The sequence below is a fragment of the Kluyvera chengduensis genome (genome assembly GCF_044197065.1).
Taxonomy (GTDB): domain Bacteria; phylum Pseudomonadota; class Gammaproteobacteria; order Enterobacterales; family Enterobacteriaceae; genus Kluyvera; species Kluyvera ascorbata_C.
Map to the genome: position 1 here is coordinate 1,122,396 of NZ_JBIQOI010000002.1, position 26,499 is coordinate 1,148,894.

24 protein-coding genes and 1 tRNA gene are annotated in these 26,499 nt (G+C 55.5%); 13 read left to right on the forward strand and 12 right to left on the reverse strand.

From position 1 onward, the window contains the following. Positions 1–220 precede the first annotated feature (220 nt). Together pheP and ACH1XZ_RS10915 are read right to left on the reverse strand one after the other, a co-directional pair. On the reverse strand, positions 221–1,612 hold the full coding sequence (pheP, locus tag ACH1XZ_RS10910; protein ID WP_395595537.1) for a phenylalanine transporter: 1,392 nt from the start codon (positions 1,610–1,612) through the stop codon (positions 221–223). Between the two features lie 265 nt (positions 1,613–1,877). Further along, a complete protein-coding gene (locus tag ACH1XZ_RS10915) occupies positions 1,878–4,070 on the reverse strand; it encodes a TonB-dependent receptor (protein ID WP_395595538.1) in 2,193 nt (730 codons plus the stop codon). Positions 4,071–4,380: 310 nt separating this feature from the next. Between ACH1XZ_RS10915 and ACH1XZ_RS10920 the strand changes: the two genes are divergently transcribed. Then, positions 4,381–5,208, forward strand: coding sequence for an EamA family transporter (locus ACH1XZ_RS10920; protein WP_395595539.1), 828 nt, complete (start codon positions 4,381–4,383; stop codon positions 5,206–5,208). A 9-nt stretch (positions 5,209–5,217) separates the two neighbouring features. Here ACH1XZ_RS10920 and ACH1XZ_RS10925 read toward each other — a convergent pair whose 3' ends face one another. Then, positions 5,218–6,120 carry a LysR family transcriptional regulator gene (locus tag ACH1XZ_RS10925; RefSeq protein ID WP_395595540.1) on the reverse strand — a complete coding sequence of 301 codons (903 nt, stop codon included), beginning with the start codon at positions 6,118–6,120 and terminating at the stop codon, positions 5,218–5,220. 142 nt (positions 6,121–6,262) lie between these two features. Here ACH1XZ_RS10925 and ACH1XZ_RS10930 point away from each other — a divergent pair, with 142 nt between their 5' ends. Then, on the forward strand, positions 6,263–7,573 hold the full coding sequence (locus ACH1XZ_RS10930) for a serine hydrolase domain-containing protein (protein WP_395595541.1): 1,311 nt from the start codon (positions 6,263–6,265) through the stop codon (positions 7,571–7,573). Positions 7,574–7,628: 55 nt separating this feature from the next. Here the strand turns inward: ACH1XZ_RS10930 and sbmC are convergent, their stop codons facing one another. Both sbmC and ACH1XZ_RS10940 read right to left on the reverse strand, forming a co-directional pair. Continuing rightward, the gene (gene sbmC / locus ACH1XZ_RS10935; protein ID WP_395595542.1) at positions 7,629–8,099 is read right to left on the reverse strand and encodes a DNA gyrase inhibitor SbmC; all 471 of its coding nucleotides are present in this window, start codon (positions 8,097–8,099) and stop codon (positions 7,629–7,631) included. A 136-nt stretch (positions 8,100–8,235) separates the two neighbouring features. After that, positions 8,236–8,312, reverse strand: a tRNA-Arg gene (locus ACH1XZ_RS10940). A gap of 246 nt (positions 8,313–8,558) precedes the next feature. Between ACH1XZ_RS10940 and folD the strand changes: the two genes are divergently transcribed. The 3 genes from folD (at position 8,559) to ACH1XZ_RS10955 (ending at position 10,365) form a co-directional block, all read left to right on the forward strand. Next, positions 8,559–9,425 (forward strand): bifunctional methylenetetrahydrofolate dehydrogenase/methenyltetrahydrofolate cyclohydrolase FolD, encoded by an 867-nt coding sequence (folD, locus tag ACH1XZ_RS10945; protein WP_395595543.1) that lies wholly within the window; start codon positions 8,559–8,561, stop codon positions 9,423–9,425. 1 nt (position 9,426) lies between these two features. Further along, positions 9,427–9,639 carry a ribosome-associated protein YbcJ gene (gene ybcJ, locus ACH1XZ_RS10950; protein ID WP_035891785.1) on the forward strand — a complete coding sequence of 71 codons (213 nt, stop codon included), beginning with the start codon at positions 9,427–9,429 and terminating at the stop codon, positions 9,637–9,639. Between the two features lie 204 nt (positions 9,640–9,843). Beyond that, positions 9,844–10,365, forward strand: a complete 522-nt coding sequence (locus tag ACH1XZ_RS10955; protein WP_395595544.1) for a metal-dependent hydrolase — start codon at positions 9,844–9,846, stop codon at positions 10,363–10,365. Positions 10,366–10,416: 51 nt separating this feature from the next. Here the strand turns inward: ACH1XZ_RS10955 and cysS are convergent, their stop codons facing one another. Then, positions 10,417–11,802, reverse strand: a complete 1,386-nt coding sequence (gene cysS, locus ACH1XZ_RS10960) for a cysteine--tRNA ligase (protein ID WP_395595545.1) — start codon at positions 11,800–11,802, stop codon at positions 10,417–10,419. Positions 11,803–11,987: 185 nt separating this feature from the next. Between cysS and ppiB the strand changes: the two genes are divergently transcribed. The 5 genes from ppiB to mnmH all read left to right on the forward strand — a co-directional run bounded on the left by ppiB (position 11,988) and on the right by mnmH (position 16,093). Further along, positions 11,988–12,482 carry a peptidylprolyl isomerase B gene (gene ppiB / locus ACH1XZ_RS10965; RefSeq protein WP_035891791.1) on the forward strand — a complete coding sequence of 165 codons (495 nt, stop codon included), beginning with the start codon at positions 11,988–11,990 and terminating at the stop codon, positions 12,480–12,482. 3 nt (positions 12,483–12,485) lie between these two features. Further along, positions 12,486–13,208, forward strand: a complete 723-nt coding sequence (gene lpxH / locus ACH1XZ_RS10970) for a UDP-2,3-diacylglucosamine diphosphatase (RefSeq protein ID WP_395595546.1) — start codon at positions 12,486–12,488, stop codon at positions 13,206–13,208. 119 nt (positions 13,209–13,327) lie between these two features. Continuing rightward, positions 13,328–13,837 carry a 5-(carboxyamino)imidazole ribonucleotide mutase gene (gene purE, locus ACH1XZ_RS10975; RefSeq protein ID WP_035891792.1) on the forward strand — a complete coding sequence of 170 codons (510 nt, stop codon included), beginning with the start codon at positions 13,328–13,330 and terminating at the stop codon, positions 13,835–13,837. After that, positions 13,834–14,901: a 5-(carboxyamino)imidazole ribonucleotide synthase gene (gene purK / locus ACH1XZ_RS10980; RefSeq protein WP_395595547.1), complete on the forward strand. Its 1,068-nt coding sequence runs from the start codon at positions 13,834–13,836 to the stop codon at positions 14,899–14,901. Before purE ends, purK begins: the two co-directional genes overlap by 4 nt. Positions 14,902–15,007: 106 nt before the next feature. Then, the gene (gene mnmH / locus ACH1XZ_RS10985) at positions 15,008–16,093 is read left to right on the forward strand and encodes a tRNA 2-selenouridine(34) synthase MnmH (RefSeq protein ID WP_395595548.1); all 1,086 of its coding nucleotides are present in this window, start codon (positions 15,008–15,010) and stop codon (positions 16,091–16,093) included. Between the two features lie 12 nt (positions 16,094–16,105). Here the strand turns inward: mnmH and ACH1XZ_RS10990 are convergent, their stop codons facing one another. From ACH1XZ_RS10990 to ybbA, 6 genes are all read right to left on the reverse strand, one after another. Then, a complete protein-coding gene (locus tag ACH1XZ_RS10990) occupies positions 16,106–16,771 on the reverse strand; it encodes a DUF2931 family protein (RefSeq protein WP_395595549.1) in 666 nt (221 codons plus the stop codon). 23 nt (positions 16,772–16,794) lie between these two features. Further along, positions 16,795–17,451 carry a DUF2931 family protein gene (locus tag ACH1XZ_RS10995; RefSeq protein WP_395595550.1) on the reverse strand — a complete coding sequence of 219 codons (657 nt, stop codon included), beginning with the start codon at positions 17,449–17,451 and terminating at the stop codon, positions 16,795–16,797. Then, the gene (locus ACH1XZ_RS11000) at positions 17,452–19,443 is read right to left on the reverse strand and encodes an Hcp family type VI secretion system effector (protein WP_395595551.1); all 1,992 of its coding nucleotides are present in this window, start codon (positions 19,441–19,443) and stop codon (positions 17,452–17,454) included. It abuts the gene before it with no gap. Between the two features lie 227 nt (positions 19,444–19,670). Then, positions 19,671–20,813, reverse strand: a complete 1,143-nt coding sequence (locus ACH1XZ_RS11005; RefSeq protein WP_395595552.1) for a porin — start codon at positions 20,811–20,813, stop codon at positions 19,671–19,673. Between the two features lie 210 nt (positions 20,814–21,023). Beyond that, the gene (gene ybbP / locus ACH1XZ_RS11010; protein WP_395595553.1) at positions 21,024–23,438 is read right to left on the reverse strand and encodes a putative ABC transporter permease subunit YbbP; all 2,415 of its coding nucleotides are present in this window, start codon (positions 23,436–23,438) and stop codon (positions 21,024–21,026) included. After that, on the reverse strand, positions 23,435–24,121 hold the full coding sequence (ybbA, locus tag ACH1XZ_RS11015; RefSeq protein ID WP_123650048.1) for a putative ABC transporter ATP-binding protein YbbA: 687 nt from the start codon (positions 24,119–24,121) through the stop codon (positions 23,435–23,437). Before ybbA ends, ybbP begins: the two co-directional genes overlap by 4 nt. Between ybbA and tesA the strand changes: the two genes are divergently transcribed. From tesA to ACH1XZ_RS11030, 3 genes are read left to right on the forward strand one after another with little or no spacing between them, the layout of a single operon-like run. Then, a complete protein-coding gene (gene tesA, locus ACH1XZ_RS11020; RefSeq protein WP_395595554.1) occupies positions 24,089–24,721 on the forward strand; it encodes a multifunctional acyl-CoA thioesterase I/protease I/lysophospholipase L1 in 633 nt (210 codons plus the stop codon). The genes ybbA and tesA overlap by 33 nt on opposite strands. Then, positions 24,708–25,511 (forward strand): SDR family oxidoreductase, encoded by an 804-nt coding sequence (locus tag ACH1XZ_RS11025; protein WP_223883158.1) that lies wholly within the window; start codon positions 24,708–24,710, stop codon positions 25,509–25,511. Before tesA ends, ACH1XZ_RS11025 begins: the two co-directional genes overlap by 14 nt. A gap of 58 nt (positions 25,512–25,569) precedes the next feature. After that, complete coding sequence (locus ACH1XZ_RS11030) at positions 25,570–26,424, forward strand: co-chaperone YbbN (RefSeq protein WP_395595555.1); 855 nt, start codon at positions 25,570–25,572, stop codon at positions 26,422–26,424. The last annotated feature ends 75 nt before the right edge of the window (positions 26,425–26,499 follow it).

Sequence of the window (26,499 nt, forward strand, 5' to 3'; positions counted from 1 at the left end):
TCGATTACAAAAACGGTTCAGAAGAAAAGTAATCGATTACAAAAAGAAGATCCCGCCTGCCGTTGTCAATTTGGGAGAAGCGTCACGATTAAAAAACAGGCGGCTATCGGAAGGGAATCGCTGGGGGATATGAACACGACGAAAATGGGCGGTGCATACCCGGGGTCGCATGCGCTCGCCCGGGCTACGTGAGATAAGTAGCCCGGGCAAGCCGAAAACCTTACGCTTTTCGGCGCAACGTTTTGAAGGCAACGAACAGGAACAGCACCCACACCGGCAGCAAGATTGCCGACAGACGCATGCCGTCCATGGTGCACATCAGCACGAGGATCATCAGCAGGAAGGCGATGCAAACGTAGTTGCTTGCCGGGGCCCACAGCGCTTTGAACTTCGCTTCACGGCCTTTACGGCGCATCGCGGCGCGGAATTTGAGGTGCGCCATGCAGATCATTATCCAGTTCAGCAGCAGCGTCGCCACCACCAGCGCCATCAGCAGGCCAAAGGCTTTTTGCGGCAGCAGATAGTTAACCAATACCACCAGCGAGGTGATGGCCCCGGAGAGCAGCAGTGAGTTCACCGGCACGCCGCGTTTGCTGACCTTAGTCAGGAAGCGAGGAGCGTTGCCCTGCACGGAGAGGCCGAACAGCATACGGCTGTTGGAATAAACGCCGCTGTTATAAACCGACAGCGAGGCCACCAGAATGACGAAGTTCAGCGCCGATGCTACGACATTGCTGTCCAAATTGTGGAAGATCATCACAAACGGGCTGCTATCGGACTGAATGCCCTGCCACGGGTAGAGCGCCAGCAGCACAATCAGCGAGCCGATATAAAACAGCAGAATACGGTACACCACCTGGTTCACCGCTTTCGGAATCGTGGTCTCCGGGCTACGGGCTTCCGCCGCCGTAATACCTATGAGCTCCAGCCCGCCGAAGGAGAACATAATCACCGCCAGCGACAGAATCAGCCCTTTCCAGCCGGTGGCGAGGAAGCCGCCGTCGCGCCAGAGGTTATCAATGCTGGCATGCTCGCCGCCGTTGCCGGTGGTCAGCATCCAGATGCCAAAACCAATCATGCCGATAATTGCCAGCACTTTAATCAGCGCAAACCAGAACTCCGTCTCGCCGTACAGACGCACGTTCACCAGGTTCACGGCGTTAATCAGCACGAAGAAGCCCGCCGCCCAGATCCAGGTTGGGACGTGCGGCAGCCAATATTGCATATAGATCCCGGCGGCGGTCAGTTCGGCCATGCCCACCAGCACGAACATGACCCAGTAGTTCCAGCCAGAGAGAAATCCGGCGAACGGCCCCCAGTATTTATAAGCAAAATGAGCAAATGAACCGGATACCGGCTCTTCAACCACCATCTCGCCAAGCTGGCGCATGATAAGAAAAGCAATCACGCCGGCAATCGCGTAGCCCAGCACTACAGCCGGGCCAGCCATCTGAATGGCAGGGCCGATACCGAGGAACAGACCGGTGCCGATGGCACCCCCGAGGGCGATTAATTGAATATGGCGGTTTTGTAATCCGCGGTGAAGCGTCGGGCTATTTTCCGACGACGCATCCGGTTGATTCTGGCTGGATGCTGATGACGCGTTTTTCACGTCTGACCCCTTAGCATTTTTATGAAGGGGCACCTTTTAACACTTAGCGCGGCTTGCCGCAAGGCAATCAGCACCCGGCCCCCAGTGGTAAAAAGCCCCGAAACGCACGCGTTTTCGGGGCAATAACCCTATTTTAGCAATAACTTAGTCGTAGGCCGGACAAGGCGTTTACGCCGCCATCCGGCAATCTGCGACGTGCTGCCGGATGGCGCTTCGCTTATCCGGCCTACCGATCGTCAAAGCACCTGGACAACCAACATGGTGATTAGAAGTCGTAGCTGACCGAGACTTTTAAGGTACGCGGCTCGCCCTGGTAGATATAGACGCCGGTATCATCAGCGCCCGACCAGTAGTTCTGGTTGGTGACGTTGGTCACGCCCACACGCCACACCAGATCGTTCTGCTCCTGATTCAGGTGCATGCGGTAGCGCATACCCAGATCAAGCGTGGTATAGCTGTCGAGTTTTTTGGTGTTGGCGGTATCCGCATACTGGGAACCGGTATGGTTCACGCGTGCGGTAGCGGTCAGACCTTCAATCGGTTTGATGTCGTATTCGGCCCCCAGCACCGCGTAGAAGCGGGAGACGCCAATTGCATCGTTCCCATCATTAGTGCCGCCTGCAGTTTTGGTCAATTCAGGGTCAATCCACAGCGTACTGCCGGTCAGACGCAGGCCCAGCACCGGTTCGCCAAACACGTTCAGCTCCACGCCGCGGTTACGCTGCTCACCGTCCATGCGGTAGTACTTGTCGCTATCTAACACACCGGAAGGCTTAGTAATCTGGAACAGCGACAGTGAACCACCGACGCGCTGATAATCAATTTTTATGCCCACTTCATCCTGCTTAGAGTGGGCGATACCGATACTTTGGCCGTAGTTTTTTGCTGTGATAGGCGCGTTGTTCGCCGGTTGCAGCGCTTCGGTATGGTTAGCATACAGCGAGAGCGTTTCCCACGGTTTGTAGACCAGACCAAACGTCGGCATCCAGCGGCTTTCGGTAAAGCTTGAGGTGGTGGTTTCCAGGCCCGTCTGGTTGTCATAGTTACGGATCACCACCTTTTGATGGCGTGCCGCGGCGGTAAAGAGCAGGCTATCGTCAAAGAAGCCCAGCGTGTCGCTGAGCAGCCAGCCCTGGGTACGGTTGCGCGCGGTGGTCAGCGGATCGTGGTAATGGCCGCCTTTTGGATTCGGCTTATAATCCGGCATGTCCACGTCATGACTGTCGTAGATATTGATAGTCGGGTTTTTGGTGCTATCAGACATACGCCAGGCAGTTGCATCGCGACGTATCTGCGCGGAGTAGCCCACGTTCACCTTATGGGATATGACGCCGGTATCGAAACTCCCGCGGATACCGCCCATGCCGCTGAAGCTGTCGATAATGCGGTTGGTATCCATACGGCCGACAGTGGCATCACCGTTAACGTTAGTCAGCTTCGGCGCAGCGTAGGTGCCAAGTTCATGCGCGTGCTGTGCGCCAAGCCCGACGTAGGTCGTCCAGCTATCGGTCAGGTCATATTCGGTTTTAACCATGCCGAATTCGTTTTCGATATCGCTATAGCCCCACTTCTGCGCGTAGCTTTTGGTGGCATCCGGCACTGCTGGAATTTGGGCAATATTGGCCACGCCAACGCCCATCTCACCGCCGTGGAAGGTTTTTTTCTGGTAACCAAAATCGAGGGAGGAACGCAGACGATCGCCGCGATAATCAAGACCCAGCGAGGCCAGGGTGGTGCGGCGATTATCGTTGTCGATACGCCCTTCCCCTTCACGATGCAGCACGTTTACGCGCGCGCCAAACTGGTTGTCATCACCGAAGCGACGCCCCAGATCCAGCGAGCCGCCGACCTGTGAATCAGAGGTGTAGTCCACGCCAAGACGGGTGGTGGGAATATCTTCAGCGCGTTTAGGCTCAAGGTTTATCATACCGCCTACGCCAGAACTGGCTGCGCCGTTCACCAGCGCATTCGCCCCTTTGAAGACCTCAATGCGTTCCAGCATCTGGGTGTCCATCACCTGGCGCGGTACCACGCCGGAGAGACCGCCCATGGTCATATCATCACCATCAAGCTTAAAGCCGCGAATACGGTAGGTTTCCGCAAAGTTACCGTAGCCCTGAACCGCCTGGACGCCCGCGTCATTTTTAACGACGTCCGCGATAGTTTTAGCCTGCTGATCCTGCACCAGCTTTGAGGTATAGCCGATGACGTTAAACGGCACGTCCATCGCCTTCTGCTCGCCCAGCATCCCTAAGCGACCGCCATGGGCAATTTGTCCGTCGAGGTAAGCCGGCACCAGCTCTTCGCCGCCGGCTTTGAAATCACCGCCTTCCACGCCCTGAACCACCATCGTTTCAGGCTGATTTTTCCTGGTTGTTGCGTCTTCGCTCGTTGCCGCATAGGCGGCAGGCAGCACGGTGCCTATCGCCAGTGCCAGCACGGAGAGTTTAGTTTTCATGAGAACATCCCTTGGTATTGAATAAAAAAATTCATCGCGGGTACCAACGGGTTGTCGCTTCTCACGCCCCAGAATCCCCCTGTGAAATATCCTCACCGATTACTGGGCCAGCCGTACCGCATCAATGAATAAAAATGAGATCGAGAACTATACGCATTATCAAAATGTGATCAAGTCTCAATCGGTAGTAGAGGCGGGAAATAACCACAAAAAAGTCATGCTCTTGCCCAAGGAGCCAACGCACAAAACAATGGCGCAGCGCCGTGTGGCTTCATGCATAATTATCCCAACACTTCCAGAGGACGCTCCCGTGCTGCTCAAAATCATCCTGGCTATGGTGGCATTTGCCGCCAACTCCCTGCTCTGTCGGCTAGCGCTGAAGGGGCTGCATATGGATGCCATTTCATTTAGCAGCGTTCGCCTGATAAGCGGCGCCATCGCGCTGTTCTTGCTGCTCCAGACGCCGGGTCTACGCAAGAAACCGGAGTTTAATTGGCTGAACGCCGCGCTGCTGGCGACCTATGTTTTTGCATTCTCGCTGGCCTATCTGTCGTTAACCACCGCCGCAGGCGCGCTGCTGCTGTTCGGCACCGTACAGTGCGTGATGACGGGCTGGGGGTTGATGCGCGGTGAGCGGCTAACCGCGCTGAAAAGCGTCGGTATGCTGGGGGCGATGGGTGGATTGGCGCTGTTGCTGCTGCCCGGTGCGGGGCATCCTTCCGGCAGCGCTTCGCTGTTGATGGTCTTGTCCGGCGCGGCATGGGCGGTTTACTGTATTACTGGCAAAAAGGTGCAGAATGCGGCGGCGGCAACGACCGGGAATTTTATTCTGGCGGTTCCCATGGCGCTGTTGGTGTTCCTGCTCAGTGGTTTTCATGTTCAGGCAGATGCCATTGGGCTCATGCTGGCCGTCACCTCCGGGGCGCTGATGTCCGGCGGTGCTTATCTGCTCTGGTACGCATTATTACCCCAGCTCAGCCCCACTACCGCCAGCACGCTGCAGCTCAGCGTTCCCTGCCTTGCGGCGTTGGGCGGTCTGATCTTTATGAGTGAAGCCATTGATATGCGTATGCTGCTGGCTATCGTTATCACCCTTTCCGGTATTGGTCTGGTGATTGTGGCAGACAGGCGGCGGTAAAAATTCCGTTTACCCTATGTGCGTACTCCCCGCTCGCCACAGCGCAGATAGCTGGGCCAGCGTGTCATCAACCAACATCCGCTTTTCGCTCCCCGGTCGCCAAATCGTTACCATGGTCTGGCTGATCCCTTCATTGCCCACCACGGTGGGGATCGCCGCGACATTTCGCCAGCGCGCCGCCTCAAAATGGGTCGGTAAAAATCCCCATCCACATCCGGCTTCAATCAGGCCACGCAGCATTTCAAGCTCGTTTGCCACCATCACTTTCCCCGAGATTTGTAGCCGCCGCGCCATTGGGATATCGCTGGCAGAATGCATCACCACCTGCGGGGTTAAAGAGAGGTCGAGCAGCGAACAGGGGCGAGCAACATCAGCAAACAGCGGCTCGGCGGCGTAAAAATCCATATCAATAGCGCCAAGTGCGCGCCACTCCATATCGCTGCCCACGCTGTGGTTATTCGCCTGAAAGAAGCCTAAGTCTGCCAGGCCGCTGGCCAGCGCTTTTTCACCTTCGGCGCGCGAGGTGCAGCGCAGGCTCAGGCGAACCCCACGTTTTGCCATCTGGATGAGTAATGCCTGCAAAAAACGACGCGGCGTAAAGGGATCGTAGGCAATGCTCAATTCCTGAACGTCGGCTGACGGCACCTGGCGGGCAAACTGCTCGAATGCTCTAGCCTGACGCATCAACAGGTGCGCCTGGCGATGCAGCTGCTCACCTTCTGACGTTAGCTGTAGCGATCGTCCCTGACGGACAAACAGCGGGTAGCCAAGACCATCCTCCAGTAGATCGATAAGATCGCGAAGCGTCGTGCGATCTTTTTCCAGCTTCATCGCGGCCTTCATCAGGCTGCCGTGTTCCGCAACGGCGGTGAAGGCTTCAAGCTGAGAAAATGAGTAGGACAATGATGGCACACCGGGCTCCTTTTGCAGTGCTTATGGGGGTTTTCCCCCCATTACGCGTTTTTTATTATAGTGCGGCGATTTTTATACTGCACCCATCCCGTCACCCCGCCGGGACAACGTGTCTATTGGTATAACTAAAATCGAGAACGCTATGAATAATAAACATAAATCCTTACCTGCAAAGTGCTGTCTGCTGGCAAGCCTGGTGGCAGGGGCATTCCTCTCCTCACCCGTCATGGCAGCCTGTGAAGGCACTGAACTCACCGCCTGTCCGGCCCCTTTTGATGCAAAACTTCCCGATACAAAAGCGATGCTGACCTGGAGTCAGGCCGATCGCGTTATCGGTTTTCGTAACGACTATCGCAACTATCAGGGCGATATTTTTCACCACGGAAAATCCGTGCCGTTCGCAGCCGCTGAAAAACCGCTGACGCAGGCGAGCTATCAGGTCAACGGCAAGCAGTGGACGCTTCAGGATTACATCAAGCGCCAGAACGTCAGCGGCATGCTGGTCCTGAAGGATGGCAAAATTGCCTGGAAATACCTTGGTGAAGGCAACACCGACACCACGCTGTGGACCTCTCGTTCGGTGGGGAAATCGGTGGTATCTACCCTGGTCGGCGTGGCGTTAAAAGAGGGAAAAATCCACTCGATGGACGATCTGGTCACGCAGTATGAACCCGACCTGAAGGGCACCGCCTGGGACGGCGTGACGCTGAAACAACTGATCCAGCACACCTCCGGCGTCGCGTGGAACGAGGATTACACCAATCCACAGTCTGACTTCGCCAAACTCACCCAGTGTGAAGCGCACACGGGGACCTACGACTGCGTTCGCACGCTGATTTCTGGCCTGAAGCGCGCCCATCCCGCGGGTGAGGTCTGGTCTTACTCCTCCGGCGGTGCCTGGCTGCTGGGCGATGTGCTGGAGCGCGCAACGGGCATGACCCTTGCCGCCTACCTTGAGCAAAGCATCTGGCAGCCGTACGGGATGGCGAGCGATGGCGTATGGCATGCCTACAGCAAAAACCAGCATGATGTTGGCGCACATGGTTTTAACGCTACGCTGGAAGACTGGGGCCGCTTCGGTGAATTCGTGCTGAACAATGGCCGCCTGCCGAACGGAAAACAGATTCTGCCAGAAAACTGGGTGGCTCAATCCGCCGACTGGAACAAGGCGAAAAACTCCGTCTCCGCAGCGCATCCGCAGGGGCTTTATGGCTACCAGTGGTGGAATAACGAAGTGCCTGTCAACGCCAAAAACGTAGTGCCCGCGCCGCAGGATTCGCTGAAAGGCTCCATGTGGGCGCTAGGGATTTATGGCCAGATGATCATGGTCAACCGCGCGGAAAATCTGGTGATCGTCCAGTGGTCAACCTGGCCGCAGGCAGAACCGTCGTTCAGCGCCCAGCCGCTGGAAGCTTCGCTGATGTTCAGCGCGATTGCGAACGCATTGCATTAATCACTGAAGCAGATAACCACGCCAGAGCTGTACTTTACGCTCTGGCGTTTTCAGGTCAGGCCTTCGGCTCTACCGCTATAAACATTTCGATATCCCAGTAGCCCTCTTCCGCCCCGTTGTTGTGGTAAATTTCAAAGCAGGGCCGGGGGGCCCACTGATGGGTTTCGTCCTTCAGGACGCTATCAAAGAACTGATACCAGGGCGTAGCAAAGTCGTGGTCAATGACGCGAGCCTGCGCGACGGCATACAGCCCGCCCGCCACTTCCGCCAGCATCACCCCTTCGCTGTTTGGCGGGATAACGAAATCATCGGCAACCGATACGACCGTATCACAGCGTAGCTTTTCCGCCGGCACCTCGTCTGGGTTATCGTAATAAACGGCAAGCCATTCCTGCGCGGGGATCTGCTGACCATCGACCCACATCATCAGCTGTTCAAACCCTTGTTTGACCGTCTGTTCCCACGGCCCAACCATATGAAAACCAGCGATTTTGCGTTGCTGAACCTGCTTTATCTCGTAGTCCATGCTGCCTCCGTTAAAACACTGTAATTTCATACAGTATAATTGACGTATTCTGGTTTAGACAAACGAACAGTGAACATTATGTGAGCAGATTCGCACTCTTGCCAGGAGAAGAATGTGGGGGAGGATTTCAGGAAAATGGTGCGCCCTGCAGGATTCGAACCTGCGGCCCACGACTTAGAAGGTCGTTGCTCTATCCAACTGAGCTAAGGGCGCACTGGGGAACTTCTTGGTGGGGTGAAACGCGTGGAATTATACGGTCACTGGCAGGTGAGTCAATCCATTTCCTTGCGAAACCTGCGCGGCCTGCGGCGATGGATAAAGTACAACCAACTATCGCTCAACTCTTCGACAAAAACACTTTCCGCGGAAAACTCGCAAACGATACCTGACAGCGAGGCTCGCATCTGACAAAATATGTCCATCCCCCCTTCGTTAATGACAGATGGAAAATTTTCCCTGATGGCAGCAAAGATTATTGACGGTAAAACGATTGCGCAGCAGGTGCGCTCTGAGGTTGCGGAAAAAGTGAAGGCCCGCATTGCGGCCGGAAAACGCGCCCCTGGGCTCGCCGTTGTCCTCGTGGGCAGCAACCCTGCATCGCAAATTTATGTCGGCAGCAAGCGCAAAGCCTGCGAAGAGGTGGGTTTCGTCTCCCGCTCTTATGACCTGCCGGAAACCACATCAGAAGCCGAGCTGCTAGCGCTGATTGATACCCTGAATGCCGACACCACCATCGACGGTATTCTGGTACAGCTGCCGCTGCCTGCCGGTATTGATAACGTGAAGGTTCTGGAGCGTATCGATCCAGACAAAGACGTGGATGGCTTCCATCCGTATAACGTCGGTCGCCTGTGCCAGCGCGCGCCTCGCCTGCGCCCTTGTACTCCGCGCGGTATCGTGACGCTGCTGGAGCGCTATAACATCGACACTTACGGTCTGAACGCCGTGGTGATTGGCGCGTCCAATATCGTTGGCCGTCCGATGAGCATGGAGCTGCTGCTGGCCGGCTGCACCACCACCGTGACCCACCGTTTCACCAAAAACCTGCGCCACCACGTTGAGAACGCGGATCTGCTGATCGTTGCGGTCGGCAAGCCTGGCTTTATTCCTGGTGAGTGGATTAAAGAAGGTGCCATCGTCATTGATGTCGGGATTAATCGCCTCGAAAACGGTAAAGTAGTCGGCGATGTGGTGTTTGAAGATGCCGCCGCGCGCGCGTCTTACATCACCCCGGTACCGGGCGGCGTAGGTCCAATGACCGTCGCTACCCTGATTGAAAACACCTTACAGGCGTGTGAAGAGTATCACGACGTGGAGAAGGCATAAGATGGCAACATTTTCTTTGGGTAAGCATCCGCATGTGGAACTCTGTGACTTACTGAAGCTGGAAGGCTGGAGCGAAAGCGGCGCACAGGCGAAAATCGCCATCGCCGACGGTCTGGTTAAAGTTGATGGTGCGGTTGAAACCCGCAAGCGCTGCAAAATCGTAGCCGGTCAAACCGTCAGCTTTGAAGGTCAGAACGTCACCGTGACGGCGTAAGCCATATGTAGCCCGGCCGAGCGAATGCGACGCCGGGAATCGGCGCCGAGCCTCCCCGGGGTCGGCATAAATGCCTCGCCCGGGCTACACGAGCATCGTGACGTCGGGTCTTATCCCCTCCCCCATTTTTCAGAATAACACCCTGCTGCATAAATCCGCCTCAGCAACGATACTCTGTACTCCTCATGCTAAAACGGACGACTGATGCCAACGATTATTACCCACGCCGCTGTCCCGCTGTGCCTTGGTTTAGGCCTCGGAACCCGCGTTATTCCGCCACGCTTGCTGTTTACCGGTATCGTGCTGGCGATGCTCCCCGATGCCGATGTGCTGGCCTTTAAGTTCGGTATCGCCTACGGCAATATTTTCGGCCACCGCGGCTTTACCCATTCACTGTTGTTTGCCTTCGTGGTGCCCCTACTCTGCGTGATCGTGGGTCGACGATGGTTTGGCGCGGGGTTAATGCGCTGCTGGCTGTTTTTAACGGTCTCGCTTCTGTCACACAGTCTGCTGGACTCGATAACTACCGGTGGCAAAGGCGTGGGCTGGCTGTGGCCGTGGTCGGATGAACGGTTTTTCGCGCCGTGGCAGGTGATTAAGGTCGCGCCGTTTGCGCTCTCGCGCTACAACACGCCGTACGGGCATCAGGTGATAATTTCAGAGTTGCTGTGGGTATGGCTGCCGGGCGTGGTGATTATGGGATGGTTGTGGTGGCGGCGCCGGTAAGAGTGAGAATGCCCGGCATCGCTTACGCTCAGCCGGGCTACAGTGAGTAACTTACTTACGGCGCCAGGTGGTACCCTGCGGGCCATCTTCCAGCACGATCCCCATCTCGTTGAGACGGTCACGCGCGGCGTCGGCTGCCGCCCAGTCTTTGGCTTTACGCGCGTCCAGACGCTGCTGGATTAACGCTTCAATTTCTGCCACTTCACCGTCGTCAGCCTGCGCACCGCTTTGCAGGAACGCTTCGGGTTCCTGTTCCAGCAGGCCCAGCACCGCAGAGAGCTTACGCATATGCGACGCCAACGCGTTGGCGGCATGCATATCTTCGCTCTTCAGACGGTTCACTTCTCGCGCCATATCAAACAGCGCGGAGTAGGCTTCCGGGGTGTTGAAATCGTCGTCCATCGCTTCAATAAAGCGCGCTTCGAACGCTTCGCCGCCCGCAGGCGCAACGGATTTGTCGGTACCGCGCAGCGCAGTGTACAGACGCTCTAGCGCGGAACGCGCCTGCTTGAGGTTCTCTTCACTGTAGTTCAGTTGACTACGGTAGTGGCCGGACATCAGGAAGTAGCGCACGGTTTCGGCGTCGTAGTACTTCAGCACATCGCGCACGGTAAAGAAGTTGCCCAGCGATTTAGACATCTTCTCGCGGTCAACCATCACCATGCCGGAGTGCATCCAGTAGTTCACGTACTCGCCGTCGTGCGCACAGGTAGACTGCGCGATTTCGTTTTCATGGTGCGGGAACATCAGGTCAGAACCGCCGCCGTGAATGTCGAAATGGTTGCCAAGCTGTTTGCAGTTCATCGCCGAACATTCGATGTGCCAGCCCGGACGGCCTTCGCCCCACGGGGATGGCCAGCTTGGTTCGCCCGCTTTGGACATTTTCCACAGCACGAAGTCCATTGGATCGCGTTTTACGTCAACCACATCAACGCGAGCGCCGGCCTGCAGCTGATCCAGATCCTGGCGCGACAGCTTGCCGTAGCTTGGATCGGTTGGCACCGAGAACATCACGTCGCCGTTGTCCGCTACGTAGGCGTGACCTTTGGCAATCAACTGCTCGGTGATTTCGATAATTTCATGGATATGGTGGGTCGCGCGCGGTTCGCTGTCCGGGCGCAAAATATTCAGCGCGTCAAAGTCTTTGTGCATTTCGACGATCATGCGGTCAACCAACGCCACAAAGCTTTCGCCGTTTTCATTAGCGCGCTTGATGATTTTGTCGTCAATATCGGTGATGTTGCGCACGTACTTCAGCTTGTAGCCGAGGAAACGCAGGTAGCGTGCGACCACGTCAAAGGAGACGAAGGTGCGGCCGTGGCCGATATGACAGAGATCGTAAACGGTGATACCACACACGTACATGCCAACTTCTCCGGCATGAATGGGCTTAAATTCCTCTTTCTGGCGAGTCATTGTGTTGAAGATTTTTAGCATCGAGAATTCCATGTTTACGTGTGTGAGCCGGGCTTTCGCCTTAAACGGTATATTCTACCCATAATTCAACCCGGAAGCAGCACACAATGCAAGATGATCGCGCCGCCCGGTTATGCTATAACAGATGCCTATGTGCAGCCCACAGGCGGGCTGAAGCACCACTCTAAACGGAACAGGATGCAGAAATGGTTACTTTCCACACTAATCATGGCGACATCGTCATCAAAACCTTCGACGACAAAGCGCCAGAAACAGTTAAAAACTTCCTGGACTACTGCCGCGAAGGTTTCTACAACAACACTATCTTCCACCGTGTTATCAACGGTTTCATGATCCAGGGCGGCGGTTTTGAGCCAGGCATGAACCAGAAAACCACCAAAGAAGCTATCAAGAACGAAGCCAACAACGGTCTGAAAAACACCCGTGGTACGCTGGCAATGGCGCGTACTCAGGCTCCACACTCTGCTACCGCGCAGTTCTTCATCAACGTAGCAGACAACGACTTCCTGAACTTCTCTGGCGAAAGCCTGCAGGGTTGGGGCTACTGTGTCTTCGCCGAAGTGGTTGAAGGTATGGATGTGGTCGACAAAATTAAAGCGGTCTCTACCGGTCGTAGCGGCATGCACCAGGACGTTCCTAAAGAAGACGTTATCATTGAAAGCGTGACCGTCAGCGAGTAATTGGTGGCGACATTCTTTATTGCAGATCTTCATCTGCAAACAGAAGAACCGGCGATTACCGCCGGTTTTCTGCGTTTTTTAGGCGGCGAAGCCCGCCGGGCCGACGCGCTGTACATCTTAGGCGACCTGTTTGAAGCCTGGATTGGCGATGACGATCCTAACCCGCTTCACCGCGAAGTGGCCGCCGCCATTAAATCGCTGGTCGAATCTGGCATCCCCTGCTATTTCATCCACGGCAACCGTGATTTTCTGATTGGCAAACGTTTTGCGGCTGAAAGCGGCATGCAACTGTTGCCTGAAGAGCAGATGCTCGAGCTCTACGGTCGTCGGATTCTGATTATGCACGGCGACACCCTCTGCACGGACGACCCAGGCTATCTTGCCTTTCGCGCCAAAGTGCATACCCCTTGGGTCCAGAAGCTGTTTCTCGCCCTGCCGCTGTTTATCCGCCGCCGTATTGCCCAGAAGATGCGCAATGACAGCAAAGCTGCCAACAGCAGCAAGTCGATGGAAATCATGGATGTAAACCCGCAGGCCGTCGTCGACGTGATGGAGAAACATCGCGTGCAGTGGCTGATTCACGGGCATACCCATCGTCCGGATATCCACGCGCTTGAGGCTAACGGCGAAGCAGCCTTCCGCGCGGTGCTCGGTGCCTGGCATACTGAAGGTTCGCTTATCCGTGTCACCAAAGACGACGTGACGCTTATCGCCTTCCCGTTTTAGTTTTTCCCCCGTATTCCCCCGCTGCATGGCGACGCAACCGTTTTCCTTGCCGGTTTTCCGTGTTATTCTCTGTGGCCTCTAACGTCGTGTGCAGCACACCCACAGGAGTTTTAAGACGCATGTCTTCCCGCAATAATCCGGCACGTATCGCCATCGTGATGGGGTCCAAAAGCGACTGGGCTACCATGCAGTTCGCCACAGAAATCCTCGATATTCTGAACGTTCCTCACCATGTTGAAGTGGTTTCCGCCCACCGTACGCCCGATAAACTGTTCAGCTTTGCCGAAGCGGCAGAAGAGAATGGTTACCAGGTGATTATTGCCGGTGCCGGTGGTGCAGCCCATTTACCCGGAATGATTGCCGCCAAAACCCTGGTGCCGGTGCTCGGCGTACCGGTACAAAGCGCGGCATTAAGCGGCGTAGACAGCCTCTACTCCATCGTCCAGATGCCGCGCGGCATTCCGGTGGGGACGCTGGCCATTGGTAAAGCCGGTGCCGCTAACGCCGCCCTGCTTGCCGCACAGATTCTGGCTCAGCACGATGCCGAACTGCATCAGCGTCTGGCTGACTGGCGTAAATCGCAAACCGATGAAGTGCTGGATAACCCAGACCCACGAGGTGCGGCATGAAGCAGGTCTGCGTGCTGGGTAACGGTCAGCTAGGTCGTATGCTGCGTCAGGCCGGCGAGCCGCTGGGTATTGCCGTCTGGCCGGTGGGCTTAGAAGCGGACCCGGCCGCCGTGCCGTTCCAGCAAAGCGTCATCACCGCAGAGATTGAACGCTGGCCGGAAACCGCGCTCACCCGCGAACTGGCCGAGCATACCGCGTTTGTTAATCGCGACGTTTTCCCGATTATCGCTGACCGTCTGACGCAAAAGCAGCTTTTCGACAAGCTGAATCTGGCGACCGCCCCGTGGCAGTTGCTGGCAAGCGCCAACGAGTGGCCTGAGGTGTTTGGTCGTTTAGGCGAGCTGGCTATCGTTAAGCGCCGTACCGGTGGCTACGATGGTCGCGGCCAGTGGCGTCTGCGTAAAGATGAGACTGCACAGCTGCCTGCCGAGTGCTACGGCGAGTGCATCGTTGAGCAAGGCATTAACTTCTCCGGTGAAGTGTCGCTGGTGAGCGCGCGCGCCCACGATGGCAGCACCGTGTTCTACCCGCTGACTCAAAACCTGCACCAGGACGGCATTCTGCGCATGAGCGTGGCTTTCCCGCAGGCGGATGCGCAGCAGCAGGCTCAGGCTGAATCCATGCTCAGCGCTATTATGCAAGAGCTTGGCTACGTCGGCGTGATGGCGATGGAGTGCTTCGTCACCCCTGGCGGGCTGCTGATCAACGAACTGGCGCCACGCGTGCACAACAGCGGCCACTGGACGCAAAACGGCGCGTCCATCAGTCAGTTCGAATTGCATCTGCGCGCCATTACTGACCTGCCGCTGCCACCACCGGTGGTGAACAGCCCGTCAGTGATGGTGAACCTGATCGGTACCGACCTGAACTACGACTGGCTGAAGCTGCCGCTGGTACACCTACACTGGTACGACAAAGAGGTGCGCGAGGGCCGCAAAGTGGGCCACCTTAACCTCAATGACAGCGACACCGGCCGCCTCAGCGCCACGCTGGAAGCAATGGTTCCCCTGCTGCCGCCGGCGTACGCGAGCGGTATTGCCTGGGCGCAATCACGCCTGAAATAAGCCTTAAATGCCGGGGAAAGTAACTTATCCTTCCCCGGCCCCCTCTCTGAAGCGTAAAATCCCGCCATTATTGCGTTACCCCGATTTCGTTAAGAAGGATTTCCCCATGAATAATGGGACGGATTACTGCGCCATTCTGCGCGCGGAAACGCCCATCATTGACGTGCGAGCCCCCGTCGAGTTTGCTCAGGGCGCGATGCCCGCTGCCGTCAACCTGCCGCTGATGAACGACGCCGAGCGCGCCGCCGTTGGCACCTGTTATAAACGTCAGGGGGCCGAGGCAGCGCTGGCATTGGGGCATAAACTGGTCTCCGGGCAGACACGCCAGCAGCGCATTGACGCCTGGCTCGACGCCTGCCGCCGTGCGCCGCAGGGTTATCTGTGCTGCGCGCGCGGTGGCCAGCGTTCGCATATCTCGCAGAGCTGGATCAAAGACAGCGGTCTTGATTACCCGCTGATCGTCGGCGGTTATAAGGCGCTGCGTCAGGCGGCGATTAAGGCTACCGAGGAACTGGTGCGCCATCCGATCGTGCTGATCGGCGGCTGTACCGGCAACGGCAAAACGCCGCTGGTGCGTGAACAGCCTCTGGGGATCGACCTCGAAGGGCTCGCGCACCACCGCGGGTCGTCGTTTGGCCGCACGTTAACGCCGCAGTTTTCTCAGGCTACCTTTGAAAACCATCTGGCAACCGCGCTGCTGAAAGGCGCATATCAGCGGGACAAGGTTCGCTGGGTGCTGGAAGATGAAGGTCACATGATCGGCGCTAACCATCTGCCGGAATGCCTGCGCGATCGCATGGCTCAGGCGCCGATCGCGGTCGTGGAAGATCCGTTCGATCTACGCCTTGAGCGCCTGCGCGAAGAGTATTTCACCCATATGCATCGCGACTTTACCGCCGCGTTTGGTGAAGAGAAAGGTTGGGAAGAGTACAGCGCTTATCTGCATCACGGCCTGTTCGCCATTCGCCGTCGCCTGGGGCTCCAGCGTTTTGCCGAACTGACCGCCACGCTTGATGAGGCGCTGGCTGAACAGCAGCGTAGCGGTTCAACCGAGGCACACTTTGCCTGGCTGGTCCCACTGCTCAACGAGTATTACGACCCGATGTACTGCTATCAACTGGACAAAAAGGCTGACAAGATTGTCTTTCGCGGAACATGGGAAGCGGTTAATCACTGGCTATTGAGCAATTAGAAGATGATCCCCCTACCATTCGCCGTAGGGGTATTTTTTATCTTTGATAAAATCCAGTGTTCTCCGGGAATATTGATAATCGTCTTTATAAATCGTTTTCCCTTTACACAAATCCAGCTGGTCACCCGAGACCGTTTCTATCAGGATCACTTTTTCCCCCGTGATAAGGATATTCGCTTCATTATAATCTTCCAGCCATACCCGCACCTTTCCCTCAGGCGCCAGCCCTATCAGCATAAACCGGTGATACATAATTTCATCTGGATAACGCGTCAGCGTATAAGGCGTCAGCATCATTTTCCACACCTCACCGCTGAAGGTGATACGGGTCTCATAGAGTTTTTTATCTATGATTGAATCCCAGCAAAAACGGATAAACTGCGGCGGATTTTTAGCCTTATTAAAGGGTGACCTGCCGGCAAAAAGATCGTTCCGCCACGTTCCTTTTGTCTCTGAACTGGATATTGTTCCATCCGGTGCTCTGTATTGGTAAAAATAGGCGCCGGTATCTAATAGCTCGACATAAGTTACTTTAGCAGGTAAGGCATAGGGATAGAAGAAATTAAAGTACCACTCATCATAAGGTGCAATCAGTGACGTCAGCTCTTTTCCACTGGTGGTTAGTGATATTCCCAGTATCAGGCTGAATAATAATGCTGTACCTGTTTTTCTGTTCATTGTGGCTTCCTTTCCTGAAAAACCTACCATTCACCGTAGGGGTATTTTTTATCTTTGATAAAATCCAGTGTTCTCCGGGAATATTGATAATCATCTTTATAAATCGTTTTCCCTTTACACAAATCCAGCTGGTCACCCGAGACCGTTTCTATCAGGATCACTTTTTCCCCCGTGATAGGGATATTCGCTTCATTATAATCTTCCAGCCATACCCGCACCTTTCCCTCAGGCGCCAGCCCTATCAGCATAAACCGGTGATACATAATTTCATCTGGATAACGCGTCAGCGTATAAGGCGTCAGCATCATTTTCCACACCTCACCGCTGAAGGTGATACGGGTCTCATAGAGTTTTTTATCTATGATTGAATCCCAGCAAAAACGGATAAACTGCGGCGGATTTTTAGCCTTATTAAAGGGCGACCTGCCGGCAAAAAGATCGTTCCGCCACGTTCCTTTTGTCTCTGAACTGGATATTGTTCCATCCGGTGCTCTGTATTGGTAAAAATAGGCGCCGGTATCTAATAGCTCGACATAAGTTACTTTAGCAGGTAAGGCATAGGGATAGAAGAAATTAAAGTACCACTCATCATAAGGTGCAATCAGTGACGTCAGCTCTTTTCCTGATACACTCCCCCCTGAAAGCAGCATAAAAATCAAGAACATTATTTTTACCTTCATTTAAATCTCCTTTCCCGCCATATCATAAATAGTGCGTTCCCAGTTATCATCCGGACGATTAATAAAACGTAGCGTCTCGAGCGAAGAGACCGCTGAAGCGACAGGATGCTTAATATGATAATCAACCGTATTCCAGTGTGCCGACCCGTGAATATACTTGCCTATAATATCAATTTCATCTTTTGAAAAAGACGTTGTGGTGGAGCCTATTACGGCTGCTTTTGCCTGCAAAACAGCTTTCTCATATATCGTTTTTAGCTCTGTTGGAGGCATAAAACTTTTATCGTCATCAATATCATCAAAAACACCCCCAGCGTCCTTCGCCACCTCATACATCACACGTAGCGTCACCTTTGACCAGTCATTGCTGATGGTCCGGCGGAAAGTCACCGCTGCGGCAACGCGTTTATGGATATCGTGATACTGATCCAGCGGCAGATTATCTTCAACATCCGTTTCTATTTTCAATACGCCTGAAGGAAGGATCGGAGCCAGTGCCGGGAAGGTGTGTAATAATTCGGCCTCTTTAGCCGCCGTACGATAGACATCGGTGGACTGTATTGGTGTATCAACGGGTACGCTTTGTATCCCCGGACGGGTAAGAAAAAGGTACTCCTCCTCAAGAGGATTATACCCGCCGCCAATATCGGCATGCGCGCCCGGCAAGCTTAACTCCGGCCACTGCTCTTTAATACTGTTCAGACAGAAGTTATAGCGGCATTCGTGCATGGCCGTCAGGTGAAAGACATGTTTCGCCACGCCCTGCGCAAGCGCGAGTTTGACCGCCAGATTATTACCATCATGGGGATCAAAACCGTCTACCAGCCCCCCAACCGCCGTCACCGTATCAAAAAGCCCCAGAAAGCGAACTTCACCGGCAGGCTTCCCGGTGTATTCAATATTGGCAAAAACCCTCTTGAGCCTGAGCGCGAAGAGATAATCCTCTTCAAACACCAGGTTAGTAAAATGACGGGCAGCGGCAGCGCCGCGGCTGAAACCAAAAACGTCAAATTGAAGACATTTTACAGAAACATTTAAACCACGAATTCCCTTCAAAACACCATTAATTACATCAATTAAAAGAGAAACCGCCCTCTCTGTTTTGGCTATAACTCCCGTATCATTATTTCCCAGCCCCATGCCGATAATCGAGTCAGCCTTGTTGTTTTCAGTACCTATTCCTTCAACGTAAACCTTATCCTGAAAGTCATTTTTCTCCTTCGTAAGGCTTGCGTCTTTTTTATACAACTCATACAACCACCGAATATTTGTATAGTAATTCAAATAGCTCCCCGCCCCTGCGCCAGCAAAACCTTCTTTTTGAATACAACGCTGACTAAACTCCGCTAACGCCCGGGCATCAAGCCCATAGCTTTCAGGATCACATTTTTGCATCCGCAGGTTGGTATTGAGCAGGTTATTGCCTGTGCCATCAAAGAACACGCCAATGGTTAACGTTATCTCCTGCTTTTTCGTAGGTTCCTCGGGTTTTACTATCGGTGGTGGCGCTGGCGGAAAGAGTTGATTGTAGTTTTCAGGCACTAACAAAATGCTATATTCGGTACCCGCCCCCAGGTGCTTTGAACAGATATAATCATAATTTATCGTTATAAATTCCTCTGCCAACCCATGAATCTGGGTATGCATCGAATATGCGCTGATGCTCGCCCCCCTAACCTCAATATGGTAATACTTCTCCCAGCGTCCCCAGCGATTAATACGATAATAGGTAAAATCGAGAGAACAACGCTCATTGTTATTTATAGCCTGGGTAAATAAAGGAGAACTTTTATCAATGGTTTTACAAAACTGAATACCATGATGATTGACACCATCAGGTGTACTGGAAACGGCCCCCTGCAGGCTAAAAACAAAAATTTCATCTTCATGGCCTTTTTGAAAACGATTGCCAACAGATTGCTCGCTGCCACAATTTTCAGAAATCAGCCCCTGCTGTTCGCCAACGATTCTCAAATAAATAATATCGCTCATATATATTCGCTATTTGTATATTTAACATAAACGGAATAAATTAAATATAATAAGAATTCAAAAATATCATTTAACAGTAAAATCGGCGCTTATTACAGCGCTATTTATAAATAAAGACAGAACATCATTTTATTAAGCGTTATACCCATAACGTAAAAAGACCGGGCGGTGTTGCCACCAGCCCGGTCTGAGATAGGTTTAATTCTCCCGCGCGCGGGAGAAAAAACTTAGAAATCGTAACGCAGACGAACCAGGTTCATATCACCCAGATCATCGGTGCTGGAAGTGAACACGTGTTCGTAGTCAACACGGAAACCGTAATCCAGCTGGAAGCTAATACCCACGCCGTTGTCGATGCGCTGGTAGTTGCGACCATTCACGTATTCAATACGGTCACCCATGAAGTATGGCTGAACGGATTTAAGCGCGTACTGACCCACTGGGATTTTGTAGCCCGCGAAGTATTCCACGCCCCACGCATCGCCCGCGAAGTAGTCATGTACGGAAGATTTTTTGGTGGTCATGAAGTTCTGGTACCAGCCGCCGCCGAGGGAGAAGGTCCAGTTGTCCGGTGTCCAGCTCAGCGCGGTACCCAGGATGTTCTGATCGTAGGTTTTGCTTTCGCTGCTGTAGGTGGTGTTCATGTCAGCACGGGTGTAGTTCCATGCCGTACCCCAGCTCAGGTCATCGGTGATGTGATAATCCACGCCCAGTGAACCACCGCCTTTACGTTTGTAAAGCAGGCCGTTGTTCAGGTTCAGATCATCATTGAACAGGTAAGAAGCGTAGAGGTCTACGTCACCTACGGTTTTCTTATACTTCAGGGATTTACGAGTACGGTAAGAACCATCGTAGTCACCGTTGATACCGTTACCTGGCGCCTGACCAATCATGTCATAGTCCCAGATATCGGTTTTCGCGCCGACCACATCGTAGTAGATGCTGTTTTGTTGACCGAAGGTCAGCGTACCCCAGGTATCGCTCTTCAGGCCGGTGTAGAGCATACGACGAGTGGTGTCGTTCGCGCCTTCAGCGTAGTGGTTATCCCAGTCGAAGACCGCTGGAATGTTGACACCCAGCTCGTAGTAGCTGACCCAACTGATGTCATCAAACAGGTAGTAGTCAGCAGCGAAACGGAAACGGGTGCCGCCGTCAAAGCCATTACGTTTGTAAGAGCCTTTGTCACCGTCGCCGGTCATCATGTTGAACTGCGGACGAATACTCCCGCCCACGGTGAAGTTCAGACGGCTCAGCGGATTACCAGCCTGAGGATCCTGCTTGAGCAGGGTAATTTCAGCCTGGGATGCGAAAGACGTCAATGCCACTGCAGCGCCGATCGAGATCGCCAGCGCTTTCATTTTTATAGTCATTATTTTTCCTTGATAGATTACGTGCCATCTATTTGGCAGATAAATCTTATCGTTTATTAATAAATTACACCTGACTGATTTTTAATGAAACGTGCGACTTAGCGCTGCAGAATTACCGAATGGTGCCCTAAAACGGGCAAATTGATGAAAGGATGAGCAATTTTGCGGAGACGGAGAGATTCCCGGCGGCACTGCGCCGCCGGGAAAAAACTAGCTGGAAAACTGGCGGAAAAGCGCCCTGCCCTTAAGCAGACGCAGCCCCAATCCCCCGCCGCACAGCGACAGCAGCAGCGCGCCGCACAGCGGTAGCGCCACCCACAGCCGCCAGTCCGGCGACCACGGGAAATCAAACACCTTCGTTTGCAGCATCGCCAGCGCGGTCTCCGCGCCGATGGCCGCCACCAGCCCGGAAATCGCCCCCAGCAGGGCAAACTCCGCCCACAGCGTCAGGCGCAGCAGAGACTTCCCGGCACCGAGCGTGCGATAGACCACCAGCTCCTGATGACGCTGGCGCATGCCAACCTGAACCTGCGCCAGTAGCAGCAGCACGCCGCAGGCGGTGACCAATACCACCATCACCTCCAGCGCGCGGCTGACCTGCGCCAGCACCTGACCCACCTGTTTTAAGATAGCGCCAATATCCAGCAGGCTCACCGTCGGGAATTCACGGTTTAGCTGCGTCAGCAGCGTCGTACCGTGGTCCCAGCGGAAGCTGGTGAGCCAGCTTTGCGGCTGACCGTCCAATGCGCCGTCCGGGAAGATAAAGAAGAAGTTCGGCCGCAGGCTTTCCCAATCGACCTTACGAATGCTGCTCACCTTCGCCGTAAAGTCCTGGGTATCGCCGGTGAAGGTCACGCTATCGCCCAAGCCAATGCTCAGCCGCTGCGCCAGCCCTTCCTCAATAGAAACCTCCCCTGCTTTCGGCGGCCAGACGCCCGCCACCAGCGGGTTATGCTGCGGCCGCTGATTTTGCCAGGTGAGGTTCAGTTCGCGATTCAGCGATTCATCTTTATTACCTTCGGTGCTATGACCGTTGATCTGGGTAAGGCGCGCGCGAACGATCGGGTAAAACGCCGCTGGGATCACCTGATGTTCCGCCAGGAAAGTTTTCACCTCACTCACCTGCTCCGGGGCAATGTTGATCAGAAAATAGTTCGGGCTTTCCGGCGGTAGCTGCTGCTGCCAGCGATCCAGCAGATCGCCACGCAGCACCAGCAGCAGCGCCAGCAGCATGAAGGAAAGCGAGAACGCCGCCAACTGGCTGAGCGTCGACCACGGCTGGCGCAGCAGGCGATTCACCGCCAGACGCAGCGGCAGCGCGCGCAGGGTGAGACGCTTCAACACTTTGAGCAGCAGCCAGCCCACCAGCCCGCACAGCGCCGCCAGCACCACCGCCCCTGCCAGCACCGACCACAGCAGCGGGCTACCGCCCATCAGCCAGGCGAGCAGCACGACCGTGACGATACAGACCAGCGGCAGGTAGATTTTCAGCGGCCAGACGTTGGCCACAATATCCTGACGCAGCACGCGCAGCGGCTGCGTTGCCAGCAGTAATCGGTACGGACGCAGCCCGACTAATAGCGAAATCACCGTCATTGACCCCACCGCCCACAGCCACGGCCAGGCGCTGGCGGCAGGTAATGCCGCCGGTAACACCGGCTTGAGCAGCGTCAGCAGGACCGACTCAAACAGCAGGCCCATTCCCCCGCCCGCCAGCGCCGAAAGCGCCAGCAGCAGCACCCACTGGCCGATAATCAGCTTGCGCAGCTGCGCCCGCCCGGCACCTAAGGTTTTCAACACCGCCACCAGATCGTAGCGGCTGCGGCAGTAGTGGCCCATGGCCACCGCCACGGCAGCCACCGCCAGCAGCAGCGTCAGCAGCGCCGAGAGCAGCAGGAACTGCTGGGAGCGCTGTAGCGATTTGCCCAACGCGCCGTCGTCCTGATCCGGGCCAATCCAGCGGTGCTCAGGCTTCAGCTGAGGCAGCAGCCAGCTTTCGTAGCTGGCAAGCTGCGCAGGCGTGCCGGCAAACTTGTAGCTCCAGCTTACCCGGCTGCCGGGCTGCACGGCGCCGGTTTTCGCGACGTCGGCCAGGTTCATCATCAACCGGGGCGCCATCTGAAACGGATTAAAGCCGCTGTCGGGCTCCTGCACGACTTCACCAGCAATACGCAGCGTAACGTCGCCAACGTCAAGGCTATCGCCGGTTTTGAGATTCAGCAGCGCCATCAGGCGGGGAGCCAGCAGTACCGTTCCCGCCTGCGGTTTCAGGCCAGCCGGTGCGGTTTGCAGGTCGCCGTACAGCGGGTAGCTGTCGTCCACCGCCTTCACGTCGGCAAGCTGCGGCGTATCGCCCGCCCAGGTCATGGTGGAGAAGTTAATTTGTTCGCCAACCGTCAGCCCCTGAGCGCGCGCGCGTTCAATCCACTGTGTCGGTATTTCGCGCGAGCTGCGCAGCGCCCGGTCGCCCGCCATATATTCACGGCTTTGTTGATTGAGCCCTTTGTCCATACGGTCGCTGATGCTGCCCAGCGCCAACACGCAGGCCACCGCCAGGCTCAGCGCCAGCCAGACAATCAGCAGCGACGGCGAGCGCCACTCCCGCCAGAACCAGCGTAAAATCATGCCTCCTCCCGTAGCTGTCCGTCGACCAGCCGCAGCCGTCGGTCGCAGCGCGCGGCAAGCTGCGCATCGTGGGTCACCAGAATCAGCGTGGTGCCGTGTTCGCGGTTAAGCGAGAACAACAGGTCGGCGATTTTATCCCCGGTCTGACGGTCGAGGTTGCCGGTCGGTTCGTCGGCAAACAGCAGATCCGGGCGACCGTTAAAGGCGCGAGCGAGCGCCACGCGCTGCTGCTCACCGCCGGAAAGCTGCGCCGGAAGATGGTGCAGGCGCTTGCCTAGCCCCAACTGTTCCAGCAACGCCTTCGCCCCCTGGCGGCTTTGCCCGTCGCTTTCACCGCGCAGCAGCGCGGGCAGCTCGACGTTCTCCAGCGCATTCAGCGTGGGGATCAGCATGAAGGACTGGAAAACAAAGCCAATGTGTTGGGCTCGCAGACGCGCTCGCGCCTCTTCATCGAGCTTCTCCAGCGGGTGCCCCAACAGCTTCACCTCGCCGCTGCTGCCGTCATCCAGCCCGGCCAGAATCGCCAACAGCGTCGACTTTCCGGAGCCCGACTCGCCAATCAAAGCAAGGGTTTGCGCCGGTTTGACAATCAGGTTAACTCCGGTAAGGATGGAAAGCTCATGCTCCCCCTGACCGACGGATTTCTTAAGATGATGCACTTCAAGTACGTTTTCCGCTGGCATTTGCCTGTCCTGTTTTTGATTCTGTTTAGCCTGCGCGCCGCGGCGGCGGACACGCTGTTAGTGCTTGGCGACAGCCTTAGCGCGGGCTATCGCATGGCGGCCAATACGGCCTGGCCGGCGCTGTTGAATGATAAATGGCAGCCTGACATCACGGTGGTGAACGCCAGCATTAGCGGCGATACCTCTGACCAGGGTCTGGCACGCTTGCCTGCATTGCTTCAACAACATAAACCACAATGGGTGCTGGTTGAACTCGGCGGCAACGATGGCCTGCGCGGTTTTCAGCCGCAGCAAACCGAGAAAACGCTGCGCACGATTGTGCAACAGGTAAAAGCCGCCCATGCTCAACCGTTATTAATGCAAATTCGTCTGCCAGCAAACTACGGACGCCGCTATAATGAGGCCTTCAGCGCTGTATATCCGCGGCTCGCCAGCGAGTTTTCTATTCCACTGCTGCCCTTCTTCATGGAAGAGGTCTATCTCAAGCCGCAGTGGATGCAGGATGATGGCATTCATCCCAATCGTGACGCCCAGCCGTTTATTGCTGACTGGATGGCGACACGCCTGGCTCCATTAGTTAATCACGATGCCGGAAAGTAAAGCGGTGTCTTCAGGTAAAGTTATGCAAAAATCGGTCTTAATTACAGGATGTTCCAGCGGGATTGGCCTCGAAAGTGCGTTAGAACTGAAACGCCAGGGGTTTCGCGTACTGGCAGCCTGCCGCAAACCCGATGATGTGAAGCGCATGAACGGCATGGGGTTTACCGGAATCTTGCTCGACCTCGATAGCCCGGAAAGCGTCGATAACGCCGCGGAGCAGGTGATCGCCCTGACCAATAACCGTCTGTTTGGTCTGTTTAATAACGCCGGATATGGCGTCTATGGCCCGCTGGAGAGCATCAGCCGCGCACAAATGGTGCAACAGTTTTCCGCCAACTTTTTCGGCGTCCACCAGCTGACTATGCGCCTGTTGCCGGCGATGATCCCGCACGGCGAAGGCCGTATCGTGATGACCTCATCGGTGATGGGGCTGATTTCTACGCCGGGCCGCGGCGCTTATGCCGCCAGCAAATACGCGCTGGAAGCCTGGTCAGACGCGCTGCGCATGGAGCTGCGCCATACCGGCGTGAAGGTGAGCCTGATTGAACCCGGCCCGATTCGCACCCGCTTTACCGAGAACGTCAACCAGACCAGCGATAAGCCGGTGGAGAATCCAGGCATTGCCGCGCGCTTCACCCTCGGCCCGGATGCAGTGGTAGAGAAAGTTCGCCATGCGTTTATCAGCGATAAGCCGAAATTGCGCTATCCGGTCACCCTGGTCACCCACGCGGTTGGCTGGCTGAAACGCCTGCTGCCGGGGCGCGCGATGGACAAAATTCTGCAGGGCTAAGTTGAAGCCGACGCTTTTGCCCCCATCTCGAATACAAACCGACTACAGAGAAAGACCTATGTCCGTACAGAATATCGTCAACATTACCGAAGCTAATCTCCACCAGACGCTTGAGCAGTCCGTTGCCACACCGGTGCTGTTCTACTTCTGGTCCGACCGTAGCCAACACTGCCTTGAGCTGACGCCAGTGCTGGAAAATCTGGCCACGCAGTACAACGGTCAGTTTATTCTGGCGAAGGTCGACTGCGACGCCGAGCAGATGGTCGCCTCTCAGTTTGGCCTACGCTCCATCCCAACCGTTTACCTGTTCCAGAACGGTCAGCCGGTTGACGGCTTCCAGGGCCCGCAGCCAGAAGAAGCGATTCGCGCGCTGCTCGATAAAGTGCTGCCGCGTGAAGAAGAGTTGAAAGCACAGCAAGCTCTGGCGCTAATTCAGGAAGGCAATCATGCCGACGCGCTGCCGCTGCTGAAAGATGCCTGGCAGCTCTCCGGTCAGGACAGCCAGATAGGTCTGCTGCTGGCGGAAACGCAGATTGCGCTTAACCGTTCAGAAGAGGCGGAATCGGTGCTGAAAACCATTCCTCTGCAGGATCAGGACACCCGCTATCAGGGGCTGATTGCGCAGATTGAACTGCTGAAGCAAGCAGCGGATACGCCCGAAATTCAGCAGTTACAGCAAGAAGTGGATGCTAACCCGGAAGATGCCGCGCTGGCCTCGAAGCTGGCGCTTCAGCTGCATCAGGTAGGCCGTAACGAAGAGGCGCTGGAGCTGCTGTTCAGCCACCTGCGTAAAGATTTAGGCGCGGCCGATGGTCAGGCACGCAAAATGCTGCAGGAAATTCTGGCGGCGCTCGGTACCGGTGATGCGCTGGCGTCGAAGTATCGTCGTCAGCTGTATTCGCTGTTGTACTAACGGTGCAATCCCGGGGGGGGGGGGGGGGGGGGGGGGGGGGGGGGGGGGGGGGGGGGGGGGGGGGGGGGAGGGGGG